Here is a 16816-nt window from a genome sequence, read left to right on the forward strand (position 1 = left end):
ACATTATTTTTAATATACAAAAATTTTATTGTAAAAAAAATACCTACAAAGGTAAATTTCCCTTATAGGTATCAAAAATTATAATTGATATGAACTATTTAAATCCTTATAATTTATTAGTTTCCAGCAGGTTGCTCAGTAGCAATTTCCGTTTTGGGCTCTTCAGCCTTTTCTGCAGGTTTTGTCTCTACTTTTGCTACTTCTGCTACAATTTCAAATGGAAAATCAACAATTACTTCACGGTGTAAACGGATAGAAGCATTGTATTTCCCAGCACGTTTGAGGGTGTTACCAGCGATAGAAATAAATTTCTTATCAATATCGTGACCCGCTTTGGCTAATTCTTGTGCCAAATCACCATTATTAATTGACCCAAAAAGCTTATCTCCAGCACCTACTTTGGCAATAATTTTTACCGCCAATGACGAAAGTGCTTGAGCTGTTTTCTTAGCCTCATCAATAATGTGTTGCTCTTTGTAAGCTTTCTGTTTTAAATTTTCAGCTAATACCTTTTTTGCTGAGGGAGTAGCCAAAATTGCAAATCCTTGCGGAATGAGGTAATTACGTCCGTAGCCGTTCTTTACTGTAACGACATCGTCCTTAAAACCTAAATTATGTACGTCTTGTTTTAGTATAATTTCCATAGTTTCTACTCCTGTTATTATTTTAATAAATCGGCTACATAAGGCATTAATGCCAAGTGGCGTGCTCTCTTCACAGCGGTAGCCACCTTGCGTTGGAACTTCAATGAAGTACCTGTAAGACGACGAGGTAACAACTTACCTTGCTCGTTTACAAACTTCAAGAGGAAGTCAGCATCTTTGTAATCAATGTATTTAATACCTGATTTTTTAAAACGACAATATTTCTTTTGTTTTGAAGTGTCGATGTTTAGCGGAGTAAGATATTTGATATCTCCTTTTTTTTGTTCTACTGCCATTTTCTTACGCTTTTTTAGTGTTTAACTTTGCTCTTCTCTTTTCAGCCCACTCAATGGCGTGCTTGTCTAATTTCACAGTCAAGTAACGCATCACGCGCTCATCACGACGGAATTCCAATTCAAAAGCATCAATTACTTCACCAGCTACTTTAAACTCGAAGAGGTGGTAAAATCCGCTTTTCTTGTTCTGGATTGGGTAAGCTAATTTCTTCAAGCCCCAATTCTCTTTTGCTACAAATTCTGCACCCCTTGAAGTAAGAAAATTCTCAAACTTTTCTACTGCTTCCTTTATCTGTGTATCAGATAAAACGGGATTCAAAATGAAAACAGTTTCGTATTGATTCATAAATAAAATGATTAATTTCTAATTCGAGGTGCAAAAGTACTACAATTATTTTACCTGACCAAATAATCTGCAATATTTTTTACAAAATAATATCCAAATACCTGACAATGAATAATTATTATAACTCTCTCACCTTTCTTAAAATCTATATTAAACCTTCTTGTATCAAATTATGCAAGTGTATAATCCCCTCGTATTGCCCTTCACGCGTTACCAATAACTGCGTAATTTTATTCTTCTCCATTAGGTGCAACGCATCAATAGCCAAACTCTCTAAGTCAATCGTCTTAGGGTTAGCACTCATTATATCTTTAGCCACCAATCCTTTTATACTATCCGTTTTACTGAGCATTCTGCGGATATCCCCATCAGTCACTACCCCCACAATTCGTCCATTATCAATCACAGCAGCTACCCCCAACATCTTTTCCGATATTTCCACAATCACCTTCTTAATATCAGTATCCGGAGCCACTTCGGGTTTTTGGTTGTGCACTACAATGTCAGCCACTTTCAAATACAAACGTTTCCCTAATGCTCCACCGGGGTGATATTTAGCAAAATCACTGCTACCAAAATGCTTCATTTCAAGCAAACACACCGCTAAGGCATCACCCAAAACCAACTGAGCGGTAGTGCTAGTCGTCGGAGCTAAGTTATTAGGGCAAGCCTCTTTCTCTACGTGAGCGTAAAGCACACTATCAGCCTGTTGAGCTAAAACCGAATTTCTGTTAGAAGTAATCGCTATCAATTTGTTATTACCGCGTTTGAGCAATGGTACCAATACTTTTATTTCGGGCGTATTACCACTTTTTGAAATGCATATCACCACATCGTCCTGTTGTATGATGCCCAAGTCACCGTGAATCGCATCAGCAGCGTGCATAAAGATAGCAGGCGTACCAGTAGAATTCATTGTCGCCACTATTTTATTAGCAATAATAGCACTCTTCCCAATACCCGTAATCACCACACGCCCCTTCGATTGCAGTATATACTCCATCGATTTAGTAAAATCGTCATCTATATAGTCTACTAATTTAGCAACTGCCTGAGCTTCTTCACTGATAGTTTGTTTGGCAATGGTTATAATTTCTTCTGTTTTCATTCTCAATAAATTGTTTTGCGTGAGGCAAAAGTAATACTTTTTTTGTTCATATAAAAACACCATTCGCTTTTTTGCTTTTTAACAAACATCTTTTCTATACAATTAAAACGCTTTATTCACTCCCTCTTTGCAGTACTCTCTTGGCTAAAAAGAACTGTTTGCCGTACTACGACCTTCTGTATAAGATGAAATCTTGAATAGCCATTTTACAAGGCACATCCTTGATTTTGTTTTAAATTTGAAATCAATTTTGCTTAATTTCTGAAGCACAGCCTCACATCTCTACTTCAAACTCACATTTTTTACTATCCCCACATACTTCGCCAAAGTTTGAGATTTTGGCAAAGTTGAAATCACCTTCGCCCTCCTATCCACTTTTCACTTTAAACCTTTCGTTTTTCCAATCTTTACCCTTCGCCTAATTAACACTTTTTAACTCTTCACCCTTCGCTCTTAATCCCTCATTCTTAACTACTTATACACCCTTTCTATACCAATCTTCCAAGATTCGTATAAGCTTCCTATAAGCTTTCTATAAGCTAACTATACCATAACCCTATCTTCGATACTTTCCGATTCTCTCCGAGATTCTCCGATAACACACCTTTGCAATCCCTACTCTATTGAAAAAAATAAGGCAATGGCAATAAAACCATTGCCTTATAATAATTATTTTTTGTTCTCTTCTTTGCTCATTCCTTTTTCACTTCTTGTAGCATTACATCACAAGAACAAAAAAGTAATAGGTATAATAACTGTTTCATAGGCTTATCTTTTATTCTTCTCCTTTTCAGACCATTCTTTTTTAAGCTCTTCAGCCCATATTAACTCTCTACCTACTTCTTTTTTTATAGCAGGTTCACTGTTATGTGAGTGACGCGGACTTTGAGTGTCGAACAAAAAATCATAACTTCCCGCTACAATGCCTTTGCCCTCTATATAAGCAAAGCGTTCAATGCCACGATGATAAGCCTCTAACCCCGAGCGATTATTCCAAGCAGTGAACGTCCAAAACAGATAAACAGTATCTTTGCCCCGTTTTTCTGTACCCGATAGGTAAATACTTTCAAAACAACTATCCAAGAAAGATTCTTTATCTTCCATCGGTGAAGCATATTTACTAATATGTGTTCCTTTGTTCAATTCTTTTTTTAACTCAGCATAAGTAACAAAATCTTGTTTTGTATTGATGATATTACTATCGTTCAAGTGTACTTTCGAAGAATAATCCATCAACTGAAAAACTTCTACTAAACAGCATCTCGCTTTATAATACTTGTCGCCTTCTTTTTTTACTAAAGAGAAGGAGTTAAAGAATTTATTTTTATTACTTCTGCGAACTTCTTCTATCTTAACAACAGCTTTTTCGACCTCTTCCTTAGAGACTTCTACCCAAGAGTTAGCATTGTTCATATCAGGTAATACCGAGATGAGAGTTAAATAATTATAACCAAAGGAAACTCCCTGATTATAAACGTTATACATCTCAATCTCTTTCCCTTCATAAAAAGATTGAGGGCGTAATGTATAGTGTTTTACCCTATAGTTAGCGGTGAGGCTATCTAATAGTATATATTTTTGTTCTTGTGCCATTACAGCACAAGAACAAAAAAGTAATAGGTATAATAACTGTTTCATTTCCCTTTCTTCCAGTTTTCAAGTTCTTTCTCTTTATCCGCCCATTCTTTTTTAAGCTCCTCTGCCCAAAGTAAACGATTTTTAGCACCGTTAATTACTTTGTCCCAATCACTCCTTTTAGTGCCAGTTCTATCGATCTTTCCTATTGGGTAAAAATAATCGCCATAGGCTCCTGCCACAATTCCTTTATCTTTAATATAAACGAGCTCATCAATACCTCTATTATCATAATAAGAATATTGATAAAAGAAATACATAGTATCCTCCCATTTTTCTTCTATATTAGAGAGGTAAACACCTTCAAGAATATCAGGTATAACAAAAATATCATCTAAATAAAATTGTTGAAAAGGCTTAAATTCTTTATATTTCTGCTTCAATACGTTAATAGGTACTATAGGTTGATTGGTATTAAGGATGAAATTCTTGGTAGCTAATTGAATCTCACGAGGCACCTCTATACAATAAAAGTCATCTACTCTAATAATTTTGCCTACATAATACTTGTCTTTTACCTTTTTTACTAATCTCACCCCACTAATATCATCTTCTTTCCTGAGAGGAAGACTAAATACTTTATAAACAGCTCTCCTAAAAATATTTTTAGTAGGAAACAGATTGTTTTTTATCTTTTCAAAATCTATCACTTCCCAATTCGTTTTACTACTGAGGTCAGGAAGTACAGAAAACAAAATTATATAATCAATCCCTTTATTTGCACCATAATATGGAGAAAATACATTATATATTTCGATAGTATTTTTAGGTCCATAAGGAGAAGTATTAAGAGTATACTTCTTTACTTGATAGTTAGCGGTTAAACTATCTAACAATATATATTTTTGTTCTTGGGCCATAGTGGTACAAGAACAAAAAAGTAATAGGTATAATAACTGTTTCATTTCCCTTTCTTCCAGTTTTCAAGTTCTTTCTCCTTGTCTGCCCATTCTTTTTAAGCTCTTCAGCCCAAAGAAGAGGTTTTCTACCATCGTGAATTACTTTCTCCCAATCTCCTCCTAAAATATCTCTTTTTCCTTTTGAGTAAAAGAAATAAACATAAGCTCCTGCTACAATACCTTTATCTTTGATATAAACAAATTTATAAATAAAGTTATCATCACAAAATTGATAAAAATAATACATCATATCTCCCCATTTTTCTTCTATATTCGAAAGATAAGTACCTTCCAAAACATCAGGAATAAGAAAACCTTCGTCTTTACCCAAAGGAAAAGGATGATAAGGAATTACTTTTTTGTAATCTTCCTTTAATATACTTATAGGTTTTATTGGCTGATTGGTGTTGAGAATAAAATCCTTTGTTGCTACTTGCATATCACGAGGAAAATCCATACAATAGAAATCATCTACACGACATATTTTACTTATATAGTACTTATTATTTATTTTCTTAACTAATTTTACCCTATTAATATGTAAACTCTTATCAGAAAAGACTCCAAATATTTTATAAATAATTCTCCTAAAAATATTTTTAGTAGGAAATAGATTGTCCTTTATTTTATCGAAATCTATTAGTTCCCAGTTTGTTTTACTGTTAAGATCTGGAAGTACCGAAAACAACACTATATAATCATCATTTTTGTTTAATCCGTAATAAGATGAAAAAATGTTATATATTTCAATAGTATTTTTAGGTCCATAAGGAGAAGTATTAAGAGTATACTTCTTTACTTGATAGTTAGCTGTTAAACTATCTAACAATATATATTTTTGTTCTTGTGCCATTACAGCACAAGAACAAAAAAGTAATAGGTATAATAACTGCTTCATTTTCCTTTCTTCCAATTTTCAAGTTCTTTCTTCTTGTCTGCCCATTCTTTTTTAAGCTCCTCTGCCCAAAGCAAACGATTTTTAGCGTCGTTAATTACTTTGTCCCAATCACTCCTTTTAGTACCAGTTCTATCGATCTTTCCTATTGGATAAAAATAATCACCATAAGCCCCTGCTACAATCCCCTTATTTTTAATATAAACAAGTTCTTCAATGTCTCTGTCATCATAACCACAGAATTGATAAAAATAATACATTACATCCCCCCATTTTTCTTCTATATTACAAATATAGGTATTTTCAAAAATATCGGGAATAAGAAAACTTAAATTTTTCTTATCTAAAGGGAAAGGGTGGTTAGGAATTACTTTTTTATAATCTTCCTTTAGTACATTTATAGGCTTTATAGGTTGATTAGTATTAAGAATAAAATTCTTGGTAGCTACAGCCATATCACGAGGAAAATCCATACAATAGAAATCATCTACACGACATATTTTACTTACATAGTACTTATTATTTATTTTCTTAACTAATTTTACCCTATTAATATGTAAACTCTTATCAGAAAAGACTCCAAATATTTTATAAATAATTCTCCTAAAAATATTTTTAGTAGGAAATAGATTGCCCTTTATCTTATCGAAATCTATTAGTTCCCAGTTTGTTTTACTGTTAAGATCTGGAAGTACCGAAAACAATACTATATAATCATCATTTTTGTTTAATCCGTAATAAGATGAAAAAATGTTATATATTTCAATAGTATTTTTAGGTCCATAAGGCGATGTATCAAGCGTATAGTGTTTTACCTTATAGTGAGCGGTAAGACTGTCAAGCAATATATATTTTTGTTCTTGTGCCATTATGGCATAAGAACAAAAAAGTAATAGATATAATAACTGTTTCATTTCCCTTTCTTCCAGTTTTCAAGTTCTTTCTCTTTATCCGCCCATTCTTTTTTGAGCTCTTCAGCCCAAAGAAGAGGTTTTCTGCCATCGTGAATTACTTTGTCCCAATCACTCCTTTTAGTACCAGTTCTATCAATCTTTCCTCTTGGGTAAAAATAATCGCCATAGGCTCCTGCTATAACTCCTTTATCTTTAATATAAACAAGCTCACCAATACCTCTATTATCATAATCAGAGTGTTGATAAAAGAAATACATCACATCTCCCCATTTCTCCTCTATACTAGAAAGATAAATATTTTCAAAAATATCAGGCATAACAAGGATTATATCATCTAAATAAAATTCCAAAAAAGGTTTTAAGTTTTTGTATTCTCTTCTCAACACATTAATAGGTGTTATGGGTTGATTGGTATTAAGTATAAAATTCTTGGTAGCTAATTGAATCTCACGAGGCACCTCTATACAATAAAAGTCATCTACTCTAATAATTTTGCCTACATAATACTTGTCTTTTACCTTTTTTACTAATCTCACCCCACTAATATCATCTTCTTTCTTGAGAGGAAGACTAAATACTTTATAAACAGCTCTCCTAAAAATTTCTTTTGTAGGAAATAGATTGTTTTTTATCTTTTCAAAATCTATCACTTCCCAATTCGTTTTACTACTGAGGTCAGGGAGTACAGAAAACAAAATTATATAATCAATCCCTTTATTTGCACCATAATATGGAGAAAATACATTATACATTTCGATAGTATTTTTAGGACCATAAGGAGAAGTATTAAGAGTATACTTCTTTACTTGATAGTTAGCGGTTAAACTATCTAACAATATATATTTTTGTTCTTGGGCTTCTACAGCCCAAGAACAAAATAATAGTAAGTAAAATAAGTTTTTCATAAGCCTTATTTTTTAGCCTTTTCTTTTTCAGTTTATTCTTTTTTAAGCTCTTCAGCCCATATTAACTCTCTACCTACTTCTTTTTTTATAGCAGGTTCACTGTTATGTGAGTGACGCGGACTTTGAGTGTCGAACAAAAAATCATAACTTCCCGCTACAATGCCTTTGCCCTCTATATAAGCAAAGCGTTCAATGCCACGATGATAAGCCTCTAACCCCGAGTGATTATTCCAAGCTGTGAACGTCCAAAACAGATAAACAGTATCTTTGCCGCGTTTTTCTGTACCCGATAGGTAAATACTTTCAAAACAACGATCCAAGAAAGATTCTTTATCTTCCATTGGCTGAGCATATTTAGTAATATGTGTTCCTTTGTTCAATTCTTTTTTTAACTCAGCATAAGTAACAAAATCTTGTTTTGTATTGATGATGTTACTATCGTTCAAGTGTACTTTTGAAGAATAATCCATCAATTGAAATACCTCTACTAAACAGCATCTCGCTTTATAATACTTGTCGTCTTCTTTTTTTACTAAAGAGAATGAGTTTAAAAATTTATTTTTATTACTTCTGCGAACTTCTTCTATCTTAACAACAGCTTTTTCGACCTCTTCCTTAGAGACTTCTACCCAAGAGTTAGCATTGTTCATATCAGGTAATACCGAGATGAGGGTTAAATAATTATAACCAAAGAAAACTCCCTGATTGAATACATTGTACATCTCAATTTCTTTTCCTTCATAAAAAGAATGAGGACGTAATGTATAGTGTTTTACTTGATAATGAGCGGTAAGGCTATCCAAGAATATATATTTCTGTTCTTGGGCGTTGAGGGCACAAGAACAAAATAATAATAAATATAAAATTAACTGTTTCATATCCCCATTCTCTTTCTCTCTTCTTCTTTTTAGCCCATTCCTTTTTGAGTTCCTCTGCCCAGAGGAGTTCATTTTCGGGAAGACGTTTTAGTTTACGCCAATTACCTGTTTTATCAATAAAAAAAGGGCCTGGCATAAAATGATTAAAATACACACCTGCCACAATTCCTTTCCCTTTAACATAGCCAAAACGACTTATGTTCGTATGTAAATTCTCGTAAAATTGGTAGAAACAATATATCATATCCCCTCCCCTTTCTTCTATGTTTGAAAGATAAGTATTTTTAAGAAAATCGGGGATTCCACAAAAAGAATCGGTATTTTGTTCAAAAGGGAAATCCTGACAAAGAGGAGATAACTTCCTAAAAAAATCTCTTAAAGCACCAATAGGTGTTATAGGCTGATTGACATTGAGAATAAAACTTTTTGTAGCTATTGGTATGGGAAAAGAGTCGTTTATACAATAAAAATCTTCCACCCAACAATACTTACTTGCATAATATTCTCCCTTTATTTTTTGACTAATTTTACCTTATTAATATATATATTTTCATTAGAAAATACTCCGAATACTTTATGCATAATTCTTCTAAAAATGTTTTTTGTTGGAAAAAAGTTATTTTTAATAGTTTTATAGTCTATTTTTTCCCAATTTGTTTTGCTATCAAGCTCAGGGAGCACCGAAAAAAGCACTATATAGCAATCATCTTTACTATTCCCGTCATAAAATACATTATACATTTCTATTGTATTCTTAGCTCCATAGGGTGAAGTATCAAGTGTATACTGTTTTACCTTATATTTAGCGGTAAGACTATCAAGCAATATATATTTTTGTTCTTGGGCTTCTATAGCCCAAGAACAAAAAAGTAATATAAATAATAAACGTTTCATAACTTATGAGATTTTAAGGGGTACAAGTTGTTCCACTTTTTCCCAATTTTTGTTGCTCATCTAAATATTTTTCTCTTTCAGACAAAGAATAATCTTCTACCACTCCTGCTTTTGCCATTGCAATGGCTTCTTCCATAGAAATTCTAGTGCCAGGAAGAGACATAATACCTTTTGCCAAACGCTCTATAAAAGGCGCAAATCTTTCGTGTTTATCTAAAAAAACATATCTTCTAACTTGTTCGCCTCCTATGGAAAGAAATTGTTGTTTAATAAAAGGATATTTTCTATTAAATGCTTCTTGCTCTAATGAAAATGATTCAGCATTTAAATAGCCGTGAATTACTTCGTGGTAAACAGTAGCTAAAACATATTCTTGTGAAGCTCCTTTTATGATATCATCATTTAAGTAAACATCACATTCAAAAGTATTTGCAGTTGTACTTCCCCAAGATTTAGTATAGGCTACATCACCTTTATGTCGAGAGTCTGTTGCAAAAGATTCATTATGAAATGTTATATTATAATTATCATCTGAACCAAACATTCCAAGAATATTAGAAATCTCATTATTCAGTGTCTTAGCTTGGTCTAAAACAGCTTTAGCACAAGGGTTCGTGAATTTATTAATAATCTTTTCTTCTACTTTAGTTCCGTCTGAGCGCATCAAACTGGCTCCTACACTACTACTCCCTCCTTTATATGAACCTCCACCTGTATAAGAGTGATGATCTTCTTTAGAATCAGGGTCGGGAAAACCATTATTATTAGGTGTATAAGGGGTGTAAGACGGATAAGGAGTGTAAGAATTATTAATACGCTTTTTACGCTTTCCATAAACTGTTACTTCTTCTAATGGAATAGGATTGTCATCTGAACCTAATCCACCACCGTCACTATTAGCACAATCACAGTCGCCCTCTCCATATTCAGTTTCACATTCACATCGAATAGCAAAATGATGGTGACCATCTCCTTTTCTACCTGCCTGTGCTGCCTCCGTATCCACTACAAGTCTATACCTTCCTTTGTATTTAGGTACCAACTCGTGGGTAATAACCCCCTCTTTCATTCGGTAGGCAGAAATAAATTTTCCTTTGGGGGTAAACAAGTAGAAGTCAGCATTTACAATGCGGTTATCGCTCGTAAGGCTATCTACCTTAGTAACAAAAAGGGTTTGTTCGGTAATGCCGTCTTTCTTCAAAAAAAGTATTTCGGCACTTAAGTCACTACCTACTATAGTTACCGGTATTTTAGAATAAGCATCGCCTACGAGCGTTTGTGTTTGCACAAAATACCGCCAATCGGTTTCTAATTCAATAAACGGGTACTTCCTACGGCTTACACTGTTAGCAGTGCGTTTCTGGTTTTCCGAAGCCTCAAAAAGACTCTTGGCTTCGTTTAAGCTCACTACCGCTTGTGGGTCTACGGTAGGAACAGGGTCTTGTTGTGGTGCCTCAGAGGCATCTTCACGTTGGCAATAAGTAAGCGCAAAGGCTACCAAAGCCAACATTCCAAATTTGAAAGTTCTTTTTCTCATAGTTTATTTATTTTTATTTTTGCCCCAAAAGTATAATGTATTTCTTTAAAAGTCAATAGGCAAAAGTAAATTTTAACATTTCGTTTCTCCTTCAAACTTTGCTGAAAAATAGGGTAAATCCTTCATTTTAACATTTTTTTCTTAATCATTTTGTCCAAACATTGCTGAAAACTCAAAGTTTAAGTCAAATCATTGTATTTTTTTCAATAACACAAACTATAACATTTAACACATTTTAATACTCTACAATCTGTAAATTTAACTTATATCTCTCCAAGAATTTCAAATAAACTCACATTCTCACATTTTCTCATTCTCTCATTTCCCCTGCCCGTGCGACTCGCATCCCCTTTAGCTTCAAATAAACCTTGATTGTCAAACTGATATGTGTTGTCATTTTTTAGAGCTTGTCCTCCTTCGGGGGGTCGGGGGCCTTTGTCACTCGTCATTCTCTCATTTCCTCATTTTCTAATTCTCTCATTTCCCTGCCATCGTGTTACGACCGCCTACTGCGCTACGGCTATTTTCTATATAACCTCCTTTTTTCACTTTTTCTCCAAAAAATTTCCATCATCCAAATATTTTTTCTACCTTTGCAGGAATTTTGTAAGGTAAAATAGTTGCCTTACTGAACTTATATCAATGGAAGAACCAGTATTAGATTTAAAAGAAGTATCAGTATATCAAAAGAATACCCTCATTCTCTCCAATGTAAATCTCACCATTGGAAAAGGTGAATTAGTGTACCTTATCGGCAAAACAGGGTCAGGAAAGAGTAGCTTAATCAAGTTGCTCTACGGCGATTTACCCCTTACCAAAGGAAAAGGAAAAGTCGTAGGTTTCAACCTAAATAAACTCACCGAAGACGAAATCCCTCTGCTCCGCCGTAAACTAGGAGTCGTATTCCAAGATTTCAAACTGCTTACCGATAGAAGCGTGCACGATAATCTCGCTTTTGTGCTGAAAGCTACCGGATGGACTGATAAAACAAAAATACAACAACGCATAGAAGAGGTACTTGCAAAAGTAAAAATGCAGAATACAGGTTTTAAGTTCCCTCACGAGCTATCAGGAGGCGAACAACAACGCATAGCTATCGCACGTGCCTTGCTCAACAACCCCGAACTCATCTTAGCCGATGAACCCACAGGTAACTTAGACCCCGAGACCAGTGTAGAAGTAATGCAAGTCCTCAAAGAAATCAACGCCTCGGGACGAACCATACTGATGGCAACTCACGACTATGCCCTCATTCTCAAGTTCCCTTCCAAAACCCTAAAATGCGATGGCGAACGCATCTTTGAGGTTGTACAGAGAAGGGTATAATTGAAATTGGCGATTTGCTAATTCACTAATTTACTAATTAAATTAATATAATGGCGATAAAGATACTTGCAAACGATGGAATTTCCGATTCAGGAAAAGAAGCGTTAGAAAAAGAAGGTTTTGAAGTTATCACTACTAAGGTAGCTCAAAACCAATTAATAGACTATATAAACAAACACGCAATCGATGTGCTCTTAGTGCGTTCAGCCACACAAGTGCGAAAAGATATCATCGATAGCTGTCCGTCACTCAAACTCATCGGTAGAGGAGGCGTAGGAATGGACAATATAGATGTGGCACACGCCAAAAGCAAAAACCTACACGTGATTAATACCCCAGCCTCTTCGGCTAATTCGGTAGCCGAGCTCGTTTTTGCTCACCTTTTCAGTGGCGTACGCTTTCTACACGATGCCAACCGCAATATGCCTTTGGAAGGCGACACTCAGTTTAACGAACTCAAAAAAAACTATAACAATGGTGCCGAATTGCGCGGTAAAACCATAGGCATTATAGGTTTCGGACGTAGCGGACAAGCGGTAGCTCGCATTGCTATCGGTTTAGGTATGAACGTAATGGCTTACGACCCCAAAGTAACTGAGGCAGTAATAACCCTCGACTTTTTCGACGGACAAACCTTGCCTTTCACTATCAAAACCGTAGAAAAAGAACACCTACTGGCAAAAGCTGATTTTATCACTCTCAACAACAGCCCAGCAGAAGGAGGTTATATACTCGATGCAAAAGAGTTTGCCTTGATGAAAGATGGTGTAGGAGTCATCAATTTAGCACGTGGAGGCGCTTTAAATGAAGTAGCCCTTATAGAAGCCTTAGATAGTGGCAAAGTAGCTTTCGCAGGTTTAGATGTATTTGAAAACGAACCCAACCCCGCTATACAAGTGTTAATGCACCCTCAGGTATCGCTTACCCCACACATAGGGGCAGCTACTAACGAAGCTCAGAACCGTATAGGCTTTGAGTTAGCCTCACAAATTATAACCTTATTTAAATAATTATTATATGGCAGGAATGTTAGATTTTTTAGGAGGTGATAACCTTCAACAACTCGTAAAAGGATTGAGCGAGAAAACAGGTATCGGTAGCGATAAAGTAAGCTCGGTAATGGATTCACTCAAATCGATGCTAGGCAAAGCCGAAGGTAGTGAGATTTTAAACAAACTCACTGGCGATGGGCAATCGTCTACCTTAAAAGCTATCAGTGAGAAAACAGGTGTTTCATTGGATAATGTAAGCAAGATTTTCGAAAACTTAACCCCAATGATATCCAACTTTTTCTCAGGTAAAGGAGGTAACATCAGTGAAATGATGAACTCTTTCTTCGACAAAAACAAAGACGGAAATGTAATGGATGATATTATGGGAGGTATTGGCAACCTCTTTGGCGGTAATAAATAATTACCTTATAACCGTATTTTTAACATTACTTTGGCAAAGTTTTTGTACTTTGCCAAAGTAATTTTTATTTCAATGAATACTGACGAATACTTTATGCAAAAGGCTTTAGAAGAAGCACAATTAGCTTTCGAGGAAGACGAGATTCCCGTAGGAGCCATTATCACCATTGATAACAGAATTATCGCCAAAGCCCATAACCTTACCGAGCGCCTCAACGATGTGACAGCGCACGCCGAAATGCAAGCCATTACTATGGCAGCTCACTATTTGGGAGGTAAATACCTCACAGGTTGCACTATGTACCTCACGTTAGAGCCTTGTGCAATGTGTGCAGGTGCTTTGTATTGGAGCCAGTTATCGCGTTTGGTCTATGCTGCCCCCGACACCCATAGAGGCTACAGCGTAATGGGGGGCAAATTGCACCCCAAAACCGAAGTAGTTACTGGCATTTTAAGCCAGGAAGCTACAATCTTGTTAAAACAGTTCTTTCAGCAAAAAAGGAAATGAGAAAAACCTTTACTCTTATAGCACTCTTTCTCTTGGGAATGAATTATCTTCTTTCTCAAGAAATAGATACTTTAAGGGTAAGAGACTCTGTACTGGGAGGCATTTCACCTGAAAGAGAAGCTAAAAACAGAGTATTTTATGAGAGAATCAAAAACTTCTTTAGCAAATATAAGCTCACTAAAAATCTCAATAACTTTATTATAATTGAGGAAAAGACATCCGAAGGTACAAGCACCTCTACCGTTACTCCTAAAAAAGCCCCTTCTTATCAAGGGAAAATCATTAGAAATATCGTTATTACTACCTTAGACCCTTTTGGGTTTGACGAAAGAGATTTAAGCAAAGTACCAAACACTCGTTTGGAGCGTTTGGGTAATGCACTTCACGTGAAAACCCGCGAAAGCACGGTACGAAAGTTTCTTCTGTTTAAAAAAGACAAGCCCTTAGATACCCTTTTGCTGAGTGAAACCGAACGTATATTGCGCAATCAGCGGTATATCCGTAGGGCACAAGTGTGTGCTATCCCTGTGAGTCAAACCTCCGATTCAGTAGATGTGCAAGTGAATGTGCTCGATAGCTGGTCTATATACGTCGACGGCGACTTGGCAGGCAGTAGAGGCTGGACACGACTTACCGAGCAAAATCTCTTTGGGATAGGACACGAACTCTCGCTCACCTATCAACAATACTTTTCAGGAATCGGAAACAATGGTAAAGGCTTTAATTATGTGGTGAGAAACATCAAAAACACTTACATCAATGTGCGAACCGGTTATTATTCCGATTACGAGAACTATTTTTCAAAGAGCATACAGGTAGAGCGACCGCTGTATTCACCTTTGGCACGCTGGTCGGGGCGCTTAGGGTACTACGAATATCGATATGAAGACGAAGGCATTAGTTATCGCGACTCTATCTATATTCCTATCCTAATGACACGCACCTTCGATGCTTTTGGTAGTTGGGTAAAGCCCCTCAGAAAAGTAGAAAATAAGCGCATCAATAACTTTATCATAGCTGGACGTTTTCGCAATATAAATTATTACGAGAAACCTTCTCCCGAGATAGACCCCGAGCAATATTACGGCAACGAGAACCTATATCTCACCCAATTCAGTCTCAATAGTACAGGTTTTGTGAAAGACCGCTATATATTTCGCAACGGCGATATCGAGGACGTAGGAATAGGGCGTTCTTTGTTTCTCACCTCAGGGATACTGCGGAAGAACTACGCTACTTTGCCCTATCTCGGTATAGGCTTTGCTGAAGCAAACTATACCAAGCGTGGTTACCATTCTATCAACTTTGAGGTAGGCACATTCTTTAAGGATGGCACGAACAAAGAAACTGTGCTAAGAGGTGAAGGTACCTATTTCAGTAAATTGTTCGACATAGGCGATTGGCATTTTCGTCAGTTCTTGCGCTCCTCATTTGTAGTAGGTTTTAACCGAAATGTATACCAGCGCGATAGGATCAACTTAAATGAATCTAATGGTATCTTAGGCTTCAATAGTCGTGAAGTATACGGCACACGCAAACTTATTCTCACCTCACAAACGCAAGTATATGCTCCTTTTCAGCTGATAGGTTTTAGGTTTAGCCCGTTTCTCTCAGCCGATATAGGTTTTATAGGTAGGGAAAACACTGCCTTTCTAAAAACAGAAGTATACTCTAAGGTTTCCATAGGTTTTTATATCTCCAACGACTATTTTCCCTTTGGAGCCATACAATTCTCCTTTGGGTATTATCCTAATATCCCAGGTACAGGTAACAATATCTTCAAATTTACAGGCGTTACTAACGACGATTTCAGGCTACACAGCTTTTCTCAACGCTTACCTAATATCGTATCGTTTAGATAACTTCGTCATTTCTTCGTCATTTCTTCGTTGATTGTTCGTCATTTCTTCGTTGATTGTTCGTTTTTCCTTCGTTCATCTGCCCGTGCAACTCACACCGTCTTTTATTCGTCTTAGCTTCAAATAGTCTTTGATTTTCAATCTTATTCCCCTTCTCTAAAAACTTTTCACCCTTCATTTCTCATTTGCTAATTATCAAATTTACTAATTTGCTAATTACACTTGCTTGTGCGGCTCGCACCTCCACATTTTTAACTACGTGACAAAATGTCTGAAACTAACTGACAGAAGAATAATGGCAATGTTTTTGCTTTTCTAAAAGGAATGTCTTATCTTTGCGCGCTTTCAAGAGAGATACAACAAGTTTAAACTGTAAAAATAAAGAACATTGAATAAGGAAACATCATCAAATCAGCTTATTAGTAATATTATAGCTGGTATAGAAAAAGTAAAAGGAACCGATATTACCATTATGGATTTGCGCGAGGTAGAGAATACCGTGTGCGATTATTTTATTTTGTGCAATGGATCTTCTAATACCCAAGTGTCGGCTATCTCTGGTGCTATCCAAAAGGTAGTGAGTCAAGCCGAAGGTCATCAACACCCGTGGCACGTAGAAGGTGAAGCTAATGCCGAGTGGGTACTCATCGATTATGTGGATGTAGTGGTGCATATCTTCCAAACAAAAATACGTGAGCATTACGACCTCGAAGGACTTTGGGGAGACGCTAAAATTATCAACTTAGAAACTAACTATTAA

The 16816-nt window shown here is 35.7% G+C and carries 18 protein-coding genes and 1 pseudogene; 6 read left to right on the top strand and 13 right to left on the bottom strand.

Going from position 1 to position 16816, the window contains the following annotated elements:
* Positions 1-116: 116 nt before the first annotated feature.
* The 13 genes and pseudogenes from rplI to C3V44_RS04045 all read right to left on the bottom strand — a co-directional run bounded on the left by rplI (position 117) and on the right by C3V44_RS04045 (position 10951).
* A complete protein-coding gene (rplI, locus tag C3V44_RS03990) occupies positions 117-644 on the bottom strand; it encodes a 50S ribosomal protein L9 (RefSeq protein WP_106095615.1) in 528 nt (175 codons plus the stop codon).
* Positions 645-661: 17 nt separating this feature from the next.
* On the bottom strand, positions 662-940 hold the full coding sequence (gene rpsR / locus C3V44_RS03995) for a 30S ribosomal protein S18 (protein WP_002671374.1): 279 nt from the start codon (positions 938-940) through the stop codon (positions 662-664).
* A gap of 4 nt (positions 941-944) precedes the next feature.
* Entirely contained in the window at positions 945-1286 is a 342-nt protein-coding gene (gene rpsF / locus C3V44_RS04000) for a 30S ribosomal protein S6 (RefSeq protein ID WP_002671370.1), read from the bottom strand.
* A 145-nt stretch (positions 1287-1431) separates the two neighbouring features.
* Positions 1432-2394 (bottom strand): SIS domain-containing protein, encoded by a 963-nt coding sequence (locus tag C3V44_RS04005; RefSeq protein ID WP_009410800.1) that lies wholly within the window; start codon positions 2392-2394, stop codon positions 1432-1434.
* A gap of 768 nt (positions 2395-3162) precedes the next feature.
* A complete protein-coding gene (locus C3V44_RS04010) occupies positions 3163-4032 on the bottom strand; it encodes a hypothetical protein (RefSeq protein WP_106095616.1) in 870 nt (289 codons plus the stop codon).
* On the bottom strand, positions 4029-4934 hold the full coding sequence (locus C3V44_RS04015) for a hypothetical protein (protein ID WP_106095617.1): 906 nt from the start codon (positions 4932-4934) through the stop codon (positions 4029-4031). Before C3V44_RS04015 ends, C3V44_RS04010 begins: the two co-directional genes overlap by 4 nt.
* Positions 4931-5781: pseudogene (locus C3V44_RS04020) on the bottom strand (hypothetical protein). Before C3V44_RS04020 ends, C3V44_RS04015 begins: the two are co-directional and overlap by 4 nt.
* A 41-nt stretch (positions 5782-5822) precedes the next feature.
* A complete protein-coding gene (locus tag C3V44_RS04025) occupies positions 5823-6737 on the bottom strand; it encodes a hypothetical protein (RefSeq protein WP_254425469.1) in 915 nt (304 codons plus the stop codon).
* Positions 6734-7642, bottom strand: a complete 909-nt coding sequence (locus C3V44_RS04030) for a hypothetical protein (RefSeq protein ID WP_106095619.1) — start codon at positions 7640-7642, stop codon at positions 6734-6736. Before C3V44_RS04030 ends, C3V44_RS04025 begins: the two co-directional genes overlap by 4 nt.
* Positions 7643-7674: 32 nt before the next feature.
* Complete coding sequence (locus tag C3V44_RS04035) at positions 7675-8520, bottom strand: hypothetical protein (protein ID WP_106096621.1); 846 nt, start codon at positions 8518-8520, stop codon at positions 7675-7677.
* Positions 8438-8998 (bottom strand): hypothetical protein, encoded by a 561-nt coding sequence (locus tag C3V44_RS12565; protein WP_371411827.1) that lies wholly within the window; start codon positions 8996-8998, stop codon positions 8438-8440. Before C3V44_RS12565 ends, C3V44_RS04035 begins: the two co-directional genes overlap by 83 nt.
* Positions 8999-9030: 32 nt before the next feature.
* The gene (locus C3V44_RS12570; RefSeq protein ID WP_371411828.1) at positions 9031-9414 is read right to left on the bottom strand and encodes a hypothetical protein; all 384 of its coding nucleotides are present in this window, start codon (positions 9412-9414) and stop codon (positions 9031-9033) included.
* Between the two features lie 13 nt (positions 9415-9427).
* Complete coding sequence (locus C3V44_RS04045; protein ID WP_106095620.1) at positions 9428-10951, bottom strand: hypothetical protein; 1524 nt, start codon at positions 10949-10951, stop codon at positions 9428-9430.
* Between the two features lie 642 nt (positions 10952-11593).
* On the opposite strand from C3V44_RS04045, the gene C3V44_RS04050 reads away from it, so the two are divergent.
* The 6 genes from C3V44_RS04050 (at position 11594) to rsfS (ending at position 16816) form a co-directional block, all read left to right on the top strand.
* Complete coding sequence (locus C3V44_RS04050) at positions 11594-12277, top strand: cell division ATP-binding protein FtsE (protein ID WP_106095621.1); 684 nt, start codon at positions 11594-11596, stop codon at positions 12275-12277.
* Positions 12278-12327: 50 nt separating this feature from the next.
* Positions 12328-13287, top strand: coding sequence for a D-2-hydroxyacid dehydrogenase (locus tag C3V44_RS04055; protein WP_009421560.1), 960 nt, complete (start codon positions 12328-12330; stop codon positions 13285-13287).
* 7 nt (positions 13288-13294) lie between these two features.
* Positions 13295-13690, top strand: coding sequence for a DUF937 domain-containing protein (locus C3V44_RS04060; protein WP_106095622.1), 396 nt, complete (start codon positions 13295-13297; stop codon positions 13688-13690).
* 72 nt (positions 13691-13762) lie between these two features.
* Positions 13763-14197 (top strand): nucleoside deaminase, encoded by a 435-nt coding sequence (locus C3V44_RS04065; protein ID WP_106095623.1) that lies wholly within the window; start codon positions 13763-13765, stop codon positions 14195-14197.
* Positions 14194-16059 (top strand): hypothetical protein, encoded by a 1866-nt coding sequence (locus C3V44_RS04070; RefSeq protein WP_106095624.1) that lies wholly within the window; start codon positions 14194-14196, stop codon positions 16057-16059. The genes C3V44_RS04065 and C3V44_RS04070 overlap by 4 nt, the downstream gene beginning before the upstream one ends.
* A 385-nt stretch (positions 16060-16444) precedes the next feature.
* A complete protein-coding gene (gene rsfS, locus C3V44_RS04075; RefSeq protein ID WP_106095625.1) occupies positions 16445-16816 on the top strand; it encodes a ribosome silencing factor in 372 nt (123 codons plus the stop codon).

It is taken from the genome of Capnocytophaga sp. oral taxon 864, assembly GCF_002998835.1.
GTDB lineage: Bacteria > Bacteroidota > Bacteroidia > Flavobacteriales > Flavobacteriaceae > Capnocytophaga > Capnocytophaga ochracea.

Bases quoted from the DNA above. Each gene is read 5' to 3' on its own strand.
- rplI (WP_106095615.1), bottom strand. From the start codon at position 644: ATGGAAATTATACTAAAACAAGACGTACATAATTTAGGTTTTAAGGAC.
- rpsR (WP_002671374.1), bottom strand. From the start codon at position 940: ATGGCAGTAGAACAAAAAAAAGGAGATATCAAATATCTTACTCCGCTA.
- rpsF (WP_002671370.1), bottom strand. From the start codon at position 1,286: ATGAATCAATACGAAACTGTTTTCATTTTGAATCCCGTTTTATCTGAT.
- C3V44_RS04005 (WP_009410800.1), bottom strand. From the start codon at position 2,394: ATGAAAACAGAAGAAATTATAACCATTGCCAAACAAACTATCAGTGAA.
- C3V44_RS04010 (WP_106095616.1), bottom strand. From the start codon at position 4,032: ATGAAACAGTTATTATACCTATTACTTTTTTGTTCTTGTGCTGTAATG.
- C3V44_RS04015 (WP_106095617.1), bottom strand. From the start codon at position 4,934: ATGAAACAGTTATTATACCTATTACTTTTTTGTTCTTGTACCACTATG.
- C3V44_RS04025 (WP_254425469.1), bottom strand. From the start codon at position 6,737: ATGAAACAGTTATTATATCTATTACTTTTTTGTTCTTATGCCATAATG.
- C3V44_RS04030 (WP_106095619.1), bottom strand. From the start codon at position 7,642: ATGAAAAACTTATTTTACTTACTATTATTTTGTTCTTGGGCTGTAGAA.
- C3V44_RS04035 (WP_106096621.1), bottom strand. From the start codon at position 8,520: ATGAAACAGTTAATTTTATATTTATTATTATTTTGTTCTTGTGCCCTC.
- C3V44_RS12570 (WP_371411828.1), bottom strand. From the start codon at position 9,414: ATGAAACGTTTATTATTTATATTACTTTTTTGTTCTTGGGCTATAGAA.
- C3V44_RS04045 (WP_106095620.1), bottom strand. From the start codon at position 10,951: ATGAGAAAAAGAACTTTCAAATTTGGAATGTTGGCTTTGGTAGCCTTT.
- C3V44_RS04050 (WP_106095621.1), top strand. From the start codon at position 11,594: ATGGAAGAACCAGTATTAGATTTAAAAGAAGTATCAGTATATCAAAAG.
- C3V44_RS04055 (WP_009421560.1), top strand. From the start codon at position 12,328: ATGGCGATAAAGATACTTGCAAACGATGGAATTTCCGATTCAGGAAAA.
- C3V44_RS04060 (WP_106095622.1), top strand. From the start codon at position 13,295: ATGGCAGGAATGTTAGATTTTTTAGGAGGTGATAACCTTCAACAACTC.
- C3V44_RS04065 (WP_106095623.1), top strand. From the start codon at position 13,763: ATGAATACTGACGAATACTTTATGCAAAAGGCTTTAGAAGAAGCACAA.
- C3V44_RS04070 (WP_106095624.1), top strand. From the start codon at position 14,194: ATGAGAAAAACCTTTACTCTTATAGCACTCTTTCTCTTGGGAATGAAT.